Raw genomic sequence first — 16,034 nt, forward strand, 5'->3', positions numbered from 1 at the left:
TTAGTTTTCACCGAACTCCCGGTCCAGGAAGTCGAAGACCTCGTCCGGGGTGGCGGAGCCGAGATCGACCACCGCCTCGTGGACCTGCTGGGCGCCCTGGTCCCCGAGCCAGCGGGACAGCAGGGCCTGGATCCGCCGCGTGACGTCGTCGCGGGTCCCGGAGTCGGCGGTCAGGCCGGCCAGGCTGGTCTCCAGACGGGCCAGCTCCTCGAAGATCGGCGCGGGCGCCTGGGCCGGGACGACATCGTCGTCGTCGAACATCAGGGTCCGCAGGTACTCGGCCACCGCCGCCGAGCTCGGCCAGTCGAAGACCAGCGTCGAGGGCAGCCGCAGCCCGGTCGCGGCGTTGAGCCGGTTGCGCAGTTCCACGGCGGTCAGCGAGTCGAAGCCGAGCTCCTTGAACGCCCGCGCCGGTTCCACCGCCTCGCGCGAGGAGTGGCCGAGCACGTCGGCGACGTGCGCCCGCACCAGCTCCAGCAGCATCCGGTCGCGCTCGGCCCGGGCCATGCCGCCGAGCTGCTGCACGATCGAGCGGTCCGCGGCCACCGGGGCGCCGCCGGCCGCCGGCCGCGCCGGGCCGCCGGCCAGGCCCCGCCACAGCGCCGGCACCGGCTCGCCGCGGCCGGCCCGGGCCCGCATGCCGGGCACGTCCAGCAGCGCCGTCACCAACAGCGCCTCGTCCCGCTCCAGCGCGGCGTCGAACAGGGCCAGGCCCTGCGCGGCGTCCAGGGCGGTCATCCCGCCGCGGTTCATCCGGCTCCGCTGTTCGGCACTCAGATCGCCGGTCAGGGCACTGGCCTGGGCCCACAGCCCCCAGTCCAGGGCCACGGCGGCCAGACCGGAGCTGCGGCGGCGCGCGGCCAGGCCGTCCAGGAAGGCGTTGGCCGCGGCGTAGTTGCCCTGGCCCGAGCCGCCGAACGCGGCCGCCGCCGAGGAGAACATCACGAAGGCGTCCAGGTCCAGGCCCGCCGTCAGCTCGTGCAGGTGCCAGGCGGCGTCGGCCTTGGGCCGCATCACCGCCGCCACCCGGTCCTCGGTCAGCGAGGTGACCACGCCGTCGTCCAGGACGCCGGCCAGGTGCACCACCGAGGTCAGCGGCCGGTCGGCGGGCACCGCGGCCAGCACGGCGGCCAGCGCGTCGCGATCGGCGGTGTCGCAGGACACCACCGAGGCCGCGGCCCCGCTGTCGGCCAGCCGCGCGGCCAGCGCCGCGACCGCCGGAGCCGCCGGGCCCGAGCGGCTGGCCAGGACCAGCCGGCCGGCCCGGCCGGAGCCGGCCAGGTGCCCGGCGACCAGAGCCGCCAGCGTCCCGGTGCCACCGGTGAGCAGGACCGTGCCGTCGCGGCGCGGCGTGGTCGGCACCGTCAGCACGATCTTGCCGATCTGCCGGGCCTGGCTCATGAAACGCAGCGCGTCGGGCGCGCGGCGCACATCCCAGCACCGCACCGGCAGAGCCGTCAGGCTCCCGGCCGCCAGCAAAGAGGTGATCTCGGCCAGCAGCTCGCCCAGCCGGTCCGGTCCGGCCTCGGCGGTGGAGAAGGCCCGGTAACGGACGCCGGGATGGTCGGCGGCCACCTGCTCGGCGTCCCGGATGTCGGTCTTGCCCATCTCGATGAACGCGCCGCCGCGCGGCAGCAGCCGCAGCGAGGCGTCGGTCAGCTCACCGGCCAGAGCGTTCAGGACGATGTCCATGCCCTGATCCGCGGTGACGGCCGCGAACTTCTCCTGGAAGCCGGCGTCCCGGGAGGACGCGAGGTGATCGTCGTCCAGGCCCAGAGCCCGCAACGCGTCCCACTTGGCCGGGCTGGCGGTGGCGAACACCTCCAGGCCCAGATGCCGGGCCAGGTGGACCGCGGCCATCCCGACCCCGCCGGCCGCGGCGTGGATCAGGATCCGCTGACCGGCCCGGGCCCCGGCCAGGTCGACCAGGCCGTACCGGGCGGTCACGTAGGCGACCGGGACGGCCGCGGCCTGGGCGTGGGTGAGCCCTGCCGGGACGGGGGCCACCAGCCGCGCGTCGAGCACGGCCACCGGCCCGACGGCACCGGTCGCCATGCCGAGCACCCGGTCACCGACCGCGATCCCGGTCACCGCGCCACCGATCTCGGTGACCACCCCGGCGACCTCGCTGCCCAGCTGCCCGCGGTCCGGGTCCAGCTCCAGCGGCAGCAGGTCGAGCGTGGCCATGACGTCGCGGAAGTTCACCCCGGCCGCGCGGACCGCGACCCGGATCCGGCCCGGGCCCAGCGGTTCCAGCGCCGCCGGGTGTTCGACCAGGCCCAGGCCGTCCAGGGTGCCGCGGTTGAGCACCGCCAGGCGCCAGGGCCCGGCGGCCGGCGGCACCAGCGTGCCGAACGGCCGGGACAGCCGCCGGGCCAGCACGATCCCGGCCCGCACGGCCAGCTCCGGTTCAACCGAACCGAGCGCCGCCAGGAGCGTGCAGACCCCGTCCGAGCCTTCGTTCGGCAGGTCGGCCAGGACCAGTCGGTCCGGGTTCTCGGACTGCGCCGAGCGGATCAGGCCCCACAGGGCGGCGCCGCCCAGGTCGCCGACGAAATCGCCGGGGCCGGTCGCGACCGCGCCGCGGGTCACCAGGACCAGGCGGGCCGACAGCAGTTCGTCGGCGGTGAGCCAATGCTGGGCCAGGGCCAGGGCGTCGGTGGTGGCCCGGCGGGCGGCGGCGGCTTCGTCGGCCGGGTTGTCGCTCTGGCCGCCGCTCTGGCTGCCGACCGCGGCCAGCACGGTGTCGGGCACCGGCGCGCCGTCCCGGATCGCCGCGACCAGCGCGGCCAGGTCCGGGAACGTCCCGGTGAACGGGATGTCGGCGGCCAGGTGGTGCCGGTCCGGACCGACCAGGACCATGCGCCCGGCCGGGGCGTCCTCGGCGACCGGGGTCCAGTCCAGGCTGAACAGCCCGTCCCGGGTCGGGCCGGTGGCCGCGCCCAGCCGCGCCGCCGGCACCGGCAGCGACACCATCGACTCCACCGACAGCACCGGCAGCCCGGTGTCGTCGGCGACCGCCAGCGTCAGCCCGGTTCCCTTGGCGTCCACGCCGAGCCGCACCCGCAGCGCGGTGGCGCCGGAGGCGTGCAGCGTCACCCCCTGCCAGGCGAACGGCAGCAGGATCTCCCCCGGGCCGGCTTCCCGGACCACGGGTCCGGCCAGCATCGAGGCGTGCAGGACGGCGTCCAGCAACGCCGGGTGCAGGCCGAACGCCGCGGCCTCGGCGGCCGCCTGGTCCGGCAGCCGGACCTCGGCGAACACCTCGGTGCCGCGCCGCCACACCGCGTGCAGGCCGCGGAAGACCGGGCCGTATCCGTACCCGGACTCGGTCAGCCGCTCGTAGAAGCCGTCCACCGGGACCGGCGTGGCGTCGGCCGGCGGCCAGGCCGCCAGGCCCTCCACCGTGCCGGGGCCGACCACCGGGGCCAGCAGGCCGGTGGCGTGCCGGGTCCAGCCGGTCAGCTCGTCGGCGTCGACGGGCCGGGAGTGGATCTCCAGCGTGCGGTAGCCCTCGGCGTCCGCGTCGGCCACCCGCACCTGGACCTGCACCCCGGCCGTCCCGGCCGGCAGCACCAGCGGGGTCTCCAGGGTCAGCTCGTCCAGCCGGGGGCAGCCCGCGACGTCGCCGGCCCGGACCGCCATCTCCACGAAGCCCGTTCCGGGCAACAGCACCACGCCGCCCACGGCGTGATCGGCGAGCCAGGGCTGCAAGCTCGGCGCCAGCAGGCCGGTCACCAACAGGCCACCGCCGGCGGCCAGGTCCACGGCCGCCGCCAGCAGCGGATGGTCCGTGGTGTCCAGGCCGATCGACGAGGCGTCGGGACGGCGTGGCACCGGCACCGGCCAGAAGCGCTCCGACTGGAACGCGTAGGTGGGCAGCTGCACCCGGCGGCTCGCGCCGACGACCGCCGGCCAGTCGACGTCGACACCGCGCACCCACGCCTCGGCGAACGAGGCCAGCAGCCGCTCCGGGCCGCCGTCGTCGCGCCGCAGCGAGCCGCAGACCAGCGCGTCGGGGGCGCCGGCATGTTCCAGCGTCTCGGTGACCGGGGCGGTGAGCACCGGATGCGGCGACATCTCCAGGAAGATCTCGTGCCCGGAGTCGGCCAGGGCGCGCACGGCCCGGTCGAACTCGACCGTCGCGCGCAGGCTGTCGAACCAGTAACCGGCGCCCAGCTCAGGGCCCTGAAGCCACTCGCCGGAGACGGCCGAGACCAGCGGAATGGCCAGCCGGCCGGGGGCGATCGGGGCGAGCGCGGCGGTGATCTCGTCGCGCAGCTGGTCGACCTGGGCGCTGTGTGAGGCGTAGTCGACGGGGATACGACGGGCCCGAACTTCGTCGGCCTCACAAGCCGCGAGGAGTTCGGACAGCGCCTCGGGCTCACCCGACACGACTGTCGCCGAGGGGCCATTGACCACGGCGATCGAGAGGCGGTCGCCGAAGCCTGCGATACGAGCTCGTACCGCCTCGACCGGCTCGGCTACGGAGACCATCCCGCCCGCGCCGGCCAACACGCGAAGCGCACGACTGCGCAGGGCGACCACCCGCGCGCCATCTTCCAAAGACAACGCACCGGCGACAGTCGCAGCAGCGATCTCGCCTTGGGAATGGCCGACCACCGCATCCGGGACGACCCCGGCGGCCTGCCATACGGCGGCCAGCGACACCATCACCGCCCACAAGGCCGGCTGCACGACATCCACGGCCTCAAGTGCGGCCGGATCAGCCAGAACCTCGTCCAGGGACCAGTCCACGAATGGTGCCAGGGCACGGCCGCACTCAGCGAGGCGGTCAGCGAACACCGGCGAAGACTGGGCCAGCTCGCGGCCCATACCGGCCCACTGCGCGCCCTGGCCCGGGAACACGAACACCGATCGGCCAGACACCGACGTCGAGCCGGCCACTACCGAACCGGCGGTCTGGCCGGTCGCCACTGCGGCCAAGCCGGCTGCCAGTTCCTGGCGGGCCGATCCGACCACCACTGCCCGGTGCTCGAACACCGAGCGGGTAGCGGCCAAGGACCACGCCACGTCGCGCACGTCGATGTCAGGGCGCGCCACAGCCGACTCCCGCAACCGCTCAGCCTGCGAACACAACGCCGCATCCGAACGGCCCGACACCAGCCACGGCACCACACCATCGACCACCGGATCAGCCCCGGTACCGGCATCAACCGTCGAACCCTCGATGACCGGCGGCTCCTCCAGGATCACGTGCGCGTTCGTCCCGCTGATCCCGAACGAGGACACCCCGGCCCGCCGCGGACGCCCGGACGCCGGCCACGGCACCGGCTCGGTCAGCAGCCTGACGTTGCCCGCGTCCCAGTCGATGTGCGGCGAGGGCTCGGTGATGTGCAGGGTCTGCGGCAGCGTCCGGTTCTGGAGCGCCAGGACCATCTTGATCACGCCGGCGGCGCCGGCCGCGGCCTGGGTGTGGCCGATGTTCGACTTCACCGAGCCCAGCCACAGCGGCCGGTCCTCGGGCCGGTCGCGGCCGTAGGTCGCCATCAGCGCGCCGGCCTCGATCGGGTCGCCGAGTTCGGTCCCGGTGCCGTGCGCCTCGACCACGTCCACGTCGGCGACCGAGAGCCCGGCCACGGACAGCGCGGCGCGGATGACCCGCTGCTGGGAGGGGCCGTTCGGGGCGGTCAGACCGTTGGAGGCGCCGTCCTGGTTGATCGCGCTGCCCCGGACCACCGCAAGGACCTGATGCCCGTTGCGTCGCGCGTCGCTCAGCCGCTCCAGCACCACCATGCCGACGCCCTCGGCCATGCCCATGCCGTCGGCCGTCGCCGAGAACGCCTTGCTGCGGCCGTCGGGGGCCAGGCCCCGCTGCCGGGAGAACGACACCAGGTCGCCGGGGGTCGCCATGATCGTGACGCCGCCGGCCAGGGCCAGGGCGCATTCGCCGGAGCGCAGCGCCTGGGCCGCGAGGTGGATGGTGACCAGCGAGGACGAGCAGGCGGTGTCCACGGTCACGGCCGGGCCTTCGAGCCCGAACACGTAGGACACCCGCCCGGACAGCACGCTGGTCGCATTGCCGGTCATCAGGTGGCCTTCCAGCCCGCCGGTCCCCTGCAACGCCGCCTGGAGTCCGACGCCGTAGTTGGACGTCGCACCGCCGACGAACACGCCGGTCCGGCTGCCCCGCAGGGCGCGGGGATCGAGCCCGGCCCGCTCCAGCGCCTCCCAGGACACTTCGAGCAACATCCGCTGCTGCGGGTCCATCGCCAGCGCCTCGCGCGGGCTGATCCCGAAGAACGCGGCGTCGAAGTCCGTGGCCGCGCCGACGAAGCCGCCGCCGCGCACGTAGGAGGTGCCCTCGCGGGTCGAGTCGGCGTCGTAGATCAGGTCCAGCGGCCACTCCCGGTCCCGCGGCAGGTCCGAGACCGCGTCGGTCCCGGTGGACAGCAGCCGCCAGAAGCCCTCCGGGTCCCGGACGTCGCCGGGGTACCGGCAGCTCATCGCCACGATCACGATCGGGTCGACGTCCTGGTCCGTGGCCGGTCCGGCCGGGGCCGCCGGCGGGTTCGCGGCCGTGGCCGGCTCGGCCTCCGCCGCCCCGAACATCTCAGTGCGCAGATACCGCGCCAGCACCAGCGGGGTCGGGTAGTCGAACAGCAGCGTGGCCGGCAGCCGCAGCCCGGTCACCCGGCTGACCTGCTGGCGCATCTCCAGCGTGGTCAGCGAGTCGAAGCCGAGGTCGGCGAAGGCCCGCTCGGCGTCGACGGCGTCCGCCGAGTCGTGGGACAGGACGATGGCCACACCGGTGCGGATCAGGTCGATCAGCGCCCGCTCCTGCTCGGCCACCGGCTGGCCGCCGAGCCGCTCGGCCAGTTCACCGCGGTCCAGGGCGGTCTGCGGGCCGGAGTCCGCGCCGGTGGCGCCCTGTTCCTGCTGGGCGGCCACCACCTCGGGCAGATCCCGGACGAACGGGCTGGGCGCGGCGGCGAACTGCGGCCAGTCCACGTCCATCACCGCCAGCAGCGGGTCGCCCTCGGCCAGCGCCTGGCCCAGGGCCTTGAGCGCCGGCTCCGGGTCCATCGGCGGCAGCGCGCCGCGCCGCATGCGCTGCCGGACCGCGTCGTTGGCCTCGGCGACACCGCCGCCGGCCCAGGGGCCGTAGGCCACGGACAGCGCGGCCAGGCCCTGCGCCGCCCGGTGTTCGGCCAGCGCGTCCAGGTAGGCGTTCGCGGCGGCGTAGTTGCCCTGGCCCGCTCCGCCCAGCGTGGCGGCGGCGGACGAGAACAGCACGAAGGCGTCAAGGTCCTGATCGGCGGTCAGCTCGTGCAGGTGCGCCGCGCCGGTGGCCTTGGCCGTCAGGACCGAGGCCAGGCGGGCGGCGTCCAGGCCGTCCAGCAGGCCGTCGTCCAGGATGCCGGCGGTGTGCAGGATCGTGGACAGCGCCGGGCCGTCCGCGCCGATCCGCGCGAGCAGACCGGCCACCGCTTCCCGGCGGCCGACGTCGGCAGTCAGGACCGCCACCGCCGCGCCGCGCTCGGCCACCTGCGCGGCCAGGCCCGCGACCCCGGTCGCGACCGGACCCGACCGGCTGGTCAGCACCACTCGCGGCGCGCCCAGGTCGGCCAGCCAGCCGGCCAGGTGTCCGGCGAGGGCGCCGGTGCCGCCGGTGATCAGGACACTGCCGCGCGGCGACCAGTCGTCGGCGACGGTCCGCGCCAGCGGCGCGTGCCCCAGCCGCCGGGCCAGGATGCCCGAGCCGCGCACCGCGACCTGGTCCTCCTCACAGCCGGCCAGCACCGCGCACAGCCGGTTCGCGGCCCTGTCGTCCAGCCCGGCGGGCAGGTCGATCAGGCCGCCCCAGCGGTCCCGGTGCTCCAGGGCCACCACCCGGCCCAGGCCCCAAGCCTGGGCCTGGACCGGGTTGGCCAGCGCCTCGCCGGCCCCGGTGGCGACCGCGCCGCGGGTCAGCACCCACAGCGGGGCGTCGGCGCCGATATCGCCGAGCGCCTGGACCAGGGTCAGCGTCGCGGCCAGACCGCGGGAGACCTCGGGCTGGTCGGCCAGCGGCGTCTCATCCAGGGCGAGCAGCGATACCACGCCGGACACCGGAGTCCCGGCCTCGGCTTCGGTGATCCGCTCCACCAGCGCCGCGCGGTCGGTGTCGCCGTCGATCACGACGGTCTGCGCACCATGGCCGGCGAGCGCCCGCGCCGTCTCGGCGGCGGTCTCCGCTTCGGTCTCCGGCGCCACGATCAGCCACCGGCCGTCCAGGCGCACGTCCTGCGGGTCGGCGACCGGGGACCACCACACCCGGTACCGCCAGTTGTCGATGGCGGCCCGTTCCCGTTCCCGGCGCCGCCAGGCGGCCAGCGCCGGGACGATCTCGTCGAAGGAGCGGGTCCCGTCCACGGCCAGGGTGTCGGCCAGGACTCGCAGGTCGCCGCCTTCGACGGCGGCCCAGAACTCGGATTCGGCGGGCAGGCCCGATCCGTCGGCTCCAGCCGGGAGGACAGAGCCCTGCGACGTCAGCGGGGCCGGCCAGAGCCGGCGTCCCTGGAAGGCGTAGGTGGGCAACGCGATCCGCCGCCCGCCGCCGAGGACCTTGGCCCAGTCCACGGCGACGCCCTTGCCGAAGGCCCGCGCCATCACCGAGAGGATCTGGACCGCGCCGCTGTTGTCCTGGTGCGTAGTTCCGGAGACCACCGGGGTGACCGCGATACCGGTCTCCTCGAAGACATCCGCGACCGCGCCCTCCAGCGTCGGATGCGGAGACACCTCGATGAACGAATAGAAGCCTTCGTTCGCCAGATCGCGGATCGCGTCAGCGAACCGGACCGTGTTGCGGACGTTGGCGAACCAGTAGCCCGCATCCAGCTCGCTACCGGGGACCCACCGGGACAGGGCCGTGGAGAAGAACGGCACCCGGCCCGCGTCAGGCACCACGTCGGCCAGGTCTCTCGCCAACGCCGATTCCAGCGTCTGGACCCCGGCCGAATGCGCCACGAAGTCCGTCTGCGGAACGCGCCAGCGCATCATCCGCTGCGCAGCCAACTCCGCCTCGAACTCGGAAACAGCCTCCGGCTCACCCGACACCACCGTCGCCGCCGGACCATTCACCGCAGCCACCGAAAGCCGCTCACCCCACGGCTCCATCAGCCCACGAACCCGCTCCTCACCCATCACCACCGAGACCATCGCGCCCGCGGTGTTCAGGCCGGACAAGGCCCGAGACCGCACCACGACCACCCGCGCCGCATCAGCGAGAGACAACGCACCGGCGACCGTCGCCGCCGCGATCTCGCCCTGCGAGTGACCAACCACCGCATCCGGTGTGACGCCAGCCGCCTGCCAGATCGCAGCCAACGACACCATCACCGCCCACAACACCGGCTGCACAACCTCAGCCGCATCCAACGACGGCGCACCCTCAACCCCGTTCACCACATCCAGCAACGACCACGACACCAGAGGAGCCAACGCCGCCGCACACTCCGCCATCCGCGCCGCAAAAACCGGGCAGGACACCAACAACTCCCGACCCATACCAACCCACTGCGCCCCCTGACCCGGGAACACGAACACCGTCTTCCCGACATCACCGGCGACACCGGTCATGACAGTCGACAGGCCGCGGCCCTCGGCGAGGGCGTCCAGCCCGGCCAGTGCCTCGGTGCGATCGGCGCCCAGCACGATGGCGCGGTGCTCGAACAGCGATCTCGTGGTGGCCAGGGACCAGCCGACGTCCCGCGGGTCCGCGTCCGCGCCGTCCGCGCCGGCCAGGAACCGGGCGAGCCGGGTCGCCTGCGCCGACAGGCCGTCAGCGGTGCGGGAGGAGACGAGCCACGGCGTCACCCCGGTCACCAGCGGCTCGGCCGGGACCACGGCGGCGGACGCCGGGCCTGCGGGCTCGGCCGGACCGCCGATGCCCAGGTCGGCCGGTTCGGCCGCCGGCTCCTCGGCCGGCGCCTGCTCGATGATGGTGTGGACGTTCGTACCGCTCATGCCGAACGCCGAGACCCCGGCCCGGCGCGGCCGGTCCACGGCCGGCCAGGCGACCGGCTCGCTCAGCAGCCTGACGTTCCCGGCCGTCCAGTCCACGTGCGACGAGGGGGTCTGGGCGTGCAGGGTCCGCGGCAGCACGCCGTTGCGGATCGCCATCACCATCTTGATCACCCCGGCGACGCCGGCGGCGGCCTGGGAGTGGCCGATGTTCGACTTCACCGAGCCCAGCCACAGCGGCCGGTCGGCTTCGTGGTCCAGGCCGTAGGTGGCCAGCAGCGCCTGGGCCTCGATCGGGTCGCCGAGCACCGTGCCGGTGCCGTGCGCCTCGACCGCGTCCACCTCGTCCCCGGACAGCCCGGCGGCGGCCAGCGCGGCGCGGATGACCCGCTGCTGCGACGGGCCGTTCGGGGCGGTCAGACCGTTGGAAGCGCCGTCTTGGTTGATCGCGCTACCGCGGACCACCGCCAGCACCTCGTGCCCGTTGCGGCGGGCGTCGGACAGCCGCTCCAGCAGCAGCATGCCGACGCCCTCGCCGATACCCATGCCGTCTGCGGAGTCGGAGAACGCCTTGCAGCGGCCGTCCGGGGCCAGGCCCTGGGTCTGGCTGAAGCCGATGAACACGGCCGGGTTGGCCGTCACCCACACCCCGCCGGCCAGCGCCAGCGCGCACTCGCCGTTGCGCAAGGCCTGCGCGGCCAGGTGCAGGGCCACCAGCGCGGAGGAACACGCGGTGTCGATCGTCACCGCCGGACCGACCAGGCCCAGCGCGTAGGACACCCGGCCGGACAGCACGCTGGCGGCGTTGCCGGTGATCATGTGCCCGTCCAGGTCGCCGAGGCTGGCACTGTAACCGGACGGCGAGGCGCCGACGAAGACGCCGGTCTGGGTGCCGCGCAGCGCGACCGGGTCCAGGCCGGCCCGTTCGAACGCCTCCCAGGAGGTGTCCAGGAGCAGCCGCTGCTGCGGGTCCATGGCGATCGCCTCGCGCGGGCTGATCCCGTAGAAGGCGGCGTCGAAGTCGGCGACTCCCTGGGCGAAACCGCCGGCCTTCACATACGAGGTGCCCGGGTGTGCCGGATCGGGATGGTAGATCTCTTCGATGTTCCAGCCCCGGTCCCGGGGGAACTCCGCGACCGTGTCGGCGCCGGCGTCCACCAGCTGCCACAGGTCTTCCGGAGTGCGCACCCCGCCCGGGTAGCGGCAGGCCATCGCCACGATGACGATCGGGTCGTCGTCGGCCGCGGCCCCGAACGGCTGCGGGACCGGCGTCACCGGATCGGCGGCCGGTGTGCCGCCGAGCCGCGTGCGCAGGAATTCGGCGACGGCGGCCGGGTTCGGATGGTCGAACAGCAGCGTGGCGGGCAGCCGCAGACCGGTCTCGGCGTTCAGCCGGTTCCGCAGTTCCACGGCGGTCAGCGAGTCGAAGCCGAGATCGCTGAACGCCCGGCCGGCCGGCACGGCCTCGGTCGAGGTGTGGCCGAGCACGCCGGCCGCCTCGGTCCGCACCAGGTCGACCAGCAGCCGGTCCTGGTCGGCGCGGGACAGCCCGGCCAACCGCCGGCCCAGGCCGGTCGGCTCAAGAACACCGGCCGGACCGGTACGCTCGGCATCGGCGTCGGCGTCGGCGGCCAAGGCGCTCCGCACCTCGGGGAGGTCGCCGATCAAGGTGCTGACCCGGCGCAGGCTGAAGGCCGGGGCGAACTTGGCCCAGTCGACGTCGGCCACGGTGAGCAGGTCCTCGCCGGCGTCCAGGGCCTCGCCCAGCAGCCGGACCAGCGTCGCCGGCTCCATCAGCCGGAGTCCGCGGCGCTCCAGGTACCGGGCGCCCTCGGCCTCGGTCATGCCGCCGCCGCCCCACGGGCCCCAGGCCATCGAGGTGGCCGCCAGGCCGCGCGAGCGCCGGTCCTGGACCAGCGCGTCGAGGTGGGCGTTGGCCGCCGAGTACCCGGCCTGGGTGCCGCTGCCCCACGTCGCGGCGATCGAGGAGAAGACCACGAACGCGTCCAGGTCCAGCCCGGCGGTCAGCTCGTCCAGGACGGTCGCGCCGACCGCCTTGGCGCGCAGCGCGGAGGCCAGGGCGTCGGTCGTGGTGTCGGCGAGCGCCGTCGACTGGACGACGCCCGCGGTGTGGACCACCGCGCTCAGCGCGGAGTCGGTGGCCGCGATGCGGTCCAGCAGCCCGGCGGTCCGGTCGCGGTCGGCGACATCGCAGGACACGACCTCGACCGCGGAGCCGCGCGAGGCCAGCAGCGCCGCCGAACGGGCCACCCCGGCAGCCGCCGGACCGGTGCGGCCGGTCAGCACGATCCGCGGGGCGCCGCGCTCGGCGAGCCAGCCGGCGACGTGGCCGGCGACCGCTCCGGTGCCGCCGGTGACCAGGATCGTGCCGCGCGGCGTCCAGGATCCGGTGCCGCCCCGGCGCTCGGCGGCGCGGCTCAGGCGGCGGGCGGAGACCCCGGTGGCCCGGATCGCGACCTGGTCCTCGACGCCCGATCCGGTGTCGGTGGCGGCCAGCACCCCGCACAGCCGGGCGGCGGCGCGGTCGTCGAGCACCGCGGGCAGGTCGACCAGACCGCCCCAGCGCTCGGGGTGTTCGAGGGCTGCGACCCGGCCGAGGCCCCAGATCTGGGCCTGCACCGGGCTGGTCCGCGGATCGTTCGCCCCGGTGGCGACGGCACCGCTGGTCAGGACCCACAGCGGAGCCTGTACGCCGACGTCGCCGAGCGCCTGGACCAAGCCCAGCGTTCCGGCCAGAGCGGCCGGGACATCCTGCCGGCTCGGCAGCGCACGCTCGTCCAGCGCCAACAACGAGACCACACCGGCGATCGCCTCAGAACGATCTCCCAGCGCCGCCTCGATCAGAGCGCCCAGCACCGCGCGATCGGTGCCCGCGTCGCCGAGGACATCGAGGACCACCGACGACACCTGGGCGCCACGGGCAGCCAACGCCTCCCCGGTCGCCGCGACCAGATCCGGCCGGACATCCGCCGGCGCGGCGAGCAGCCAGGTCCCCGACAGCATCGAGGACGCGGGGTCGGTGAGCAGCTTCCAGTCGATCCGGTAGCGCCACGCCTCGGTCGCCGCCCGGTCCCGCTCGCGGCGGCGCCACGCGGCCAGGGCGGGCACGACCTCGCCGAGCCGGTCGCGGTCGCCGACGTCGAGGGTGTCCGCCAGCGCCGCCAGGTCCCCGCGCTCGACGGCGGCCCAGAACCGCGCGTCGACCGTCTCGGCCGGGCCGACCCCGGACTGGACGGCGAGGGCCGACGCCGGGTTCGGCTCCGGCCAGAACCGCTGCCGCTGGAAGACATACGTGGGCAGCCCCACGGGCCGCCCCGGGACGATCGCGGACCAGTCGACGCCGACACCGGCGGCGAACGCGGCGGCGAAGGCCCGGATCAGCCGCTCGGCGCCCGGGTCTTCCCGCTCGACGGTCCCGGTGACCAGGTCGAGGTCGTGCCCGGCGTCCTCGGCGGTCTCCGAGACCGCCGCGGTCAGCACCGGCTGCGCCGAGACCTCGATGAAGTTGCGATAGCCACTGCCCGCCAAGGTCCGGACGGCGTCGGCGAAGCGGACGGTGTCGCGGACGTTCGCGAACCAGTAGCCGCCGGTGAGCTCAGTGCCCTCAATCCAGCTGCCGGTCACCGTCGACAGCATCGGGATCCGAGCCGCCTGCGGCCCGATCCCGGAAAGACCTTCAGCCAGCACGCTTTCAAGCGCATCCGCACCAGCCGAGTGCGCGACATAGTCCACCACCGGCAGCCGCCACCGCAGCACGCGCTTCTTAGCCAGCTCCGCCTCGAAAGCGTCCACCGACGCCGGATCACCCGAGACAACAGTCGCGGCAGGCGAATTCACCGCCGCGATCGCCAGCCCCTCACGACCCGCGATCAGCTCCCTGACACGCTCCTCGGGCATGACGACGGAAACCATCGCGCCTGTCGCGTTCAGCGAGGACAGGGCTCGCGACCGGACGACGACAACCCGCGCCGCGTCCTCCAACGACAACGCCCCGGCGACCGTCGCAGCCGCGATCTCGCCCTGCGAATGACCGATCACCGCATCCGGAACCACCCCGGCCGCCTGCCAGACCGCAGCCAGGGACACAAGAATCGCCCACAGCACCGGCTGGAAAACCTCAGCCGCATCAAGCGAAGGCGCGCCATCGGCCCCGGCCACCACATCCAACAGCGACCACGACACCAACGGGGCCAAGGCGTCTGCGCACTCGGCCATCCGCGCCGCAAAGACCGGAGACGACTCCAGCAGCTCACGACCCATACCGGCGAACTGCGCACCCTGACCCGGGAACACGAACACCGACCGGCCCGCGCCAGCGTCCGACACGACACCGGAGACCACCGCATCAGCAGCCTGACCAGTCGCCACCGCCGCCAACGACTCCGGGTACGACCCGAGCACCACAGCGCGGTGCTCGAACACCGACCGCGTCGCGGCGAGCGAGTAACCCACATCCCGCGGGTCCAGTTCCGGCCGCGCCACTGCGAACTCCCGCAGCCGACCGGCCTGCGCCCGCAACGCCGTCTCGGTACGCCCCGAAACCACCCACACCGGGCTCGGCGAGGCCAGCACCGCGGGACGGTCGTCGGTCGGCTCCGCGGCCGCGAGCGACGCCGAGCCGGGGTTCTCAGGGTCCTCATCCGGCTCGGCCGCGCTCGGCGCGGGCGGGTCGGCGAGGATGATGTGCGCGTTGGTCCCGCTGATGCCGAACGAGGAGACCCCGGCCCGGCGCGGCTTCTCCCCGGCGGGCCACGGCCGCGCCTCGGTCAGCAGCTTGACGTTCCCGGCCGACCAGTCGATCAGGTGCGAGGGCTGCTCGGAGTGCAGCGTGCGCGGCAGTTCCTCGTTCTGGAGCGCGAGGACCATCTTGATGATCCCGGCCACGCCGGCGGCGCACTGGGAGTGCCCGATGTTGGACTTGACCGCGCCCAGCCACAGCGGCCGCTCCGCGCTCCGGCGCCGGCCGTAGGTGGCCAGCAGCGCCTGCGCCTCGATCGGGTCGCCGAGGGTGGTCGCCGAGCCGTGCGCCTCCACCGCGTCCACGTCGTCGGGACCGACCCCGGCGTTCTGGAGCGCGGCGTGGATGACCCGCTGCTGCGAGGGGCCGTTCGGCGCGGTCAGACCGTTGGACGCGCCGTCCTGATTCAGTGCGCTGCCGGCGACCACGGCGAGCACCTGGTGCCCGTTGCGGCGGGCGTCCGAGAGCCGTTCGAGGACGACGACACCCGCACCCTCGGCCCAGCCCGAACCATCGGCGTCCGCACTGAACGACCGGCAGCGGCCGTCCGCCGACACGCCGCGCTGCCGGGAGAACCCGACGAACACCGCCGGGGTGGACAGCACCGTCGTGCCGCCGGCCAGGGCCAGGTCGCACTCGCCGACCCGCAGCGCCCGGCAGGCCAGGTGCATCGCGACCAGCGAGGAGGAGCACGCGGTGTCGATCGTCACCGCCGGGCCCTCCAGGCCCAGGGTGTAGGAGACGCGGCCGGAGAGCACGCTGGTGGACACACCGGTCATCAGGTAGCCCTCGGAGGCGGTGCCCGCGAGGTCGGCGCCGTAGCCGGAGGCGAAGGCGCCGGCGAAGACACCGGTGGCCGAGCCGCGCAGCGAGGCCGGGGCGATACCGGCCCGCTCCAGCGCCTCCCAGGACACCTCCAGCAGCAAGCGCTGCTGCGGGTCCATGGCCAGCGCCTCGCGCGGGCTGATCCCGAAGAACGCCGGATCGAAGTCCGCAACGCCCTGCAAGAAGCCGCCTGAGGCGACGTAGGAGGTGCCGGGCTTGTCGGGGTCCGGGTCGAACAGTCCCTCGACGTCCCAGCCCCGGTCCGTGGGGAACGGCACGATGGCGTCGCCGCCCGCGGACAGCAGCTGCCACAGGTCCTCCGGGCTGCGCACCCCGCCGGGGTACCGGCAGCCCATGGAGACGATCGCGATCGGCTCGGCCGCGCGCTCCTTCTCCTCACGAAGCCGCTGACGAGTCTGCCGCAGCTTGGCGGTCACCTGCTTGAGGTAATCGCGAAGTTTTTCCTCATCCGTCACTTTGCATC

General features: G+C 74.4%; 1 protein-coding gene. It reads right to left on the bottom strand.

From position 1 onward, the window contains the following. Complete coding sequence (locus tag IZR01_RS52140; RefSeq protein WP_194923337.1) at positions 1 to 16,026, bottom strand: type I polyketide synthase; 16,026 nt, start codon at positions 16,024 to 16,026, stop codon at positions 1 to 3. Between the last annotated feature and the right edge of the window lie 8 nt (positions 16,027 to 16,034).

This window comes from Catenulispora pinisilvae (genome assembly GCF_015356865.1).
Taxonomy (GTDB): domain Bacteria; phylum Actinomycetota; class Actinomycetes; order Streptomycetales; family Catenulisporaceae; genus Catenulispora; species Catenulispora pinisilvae.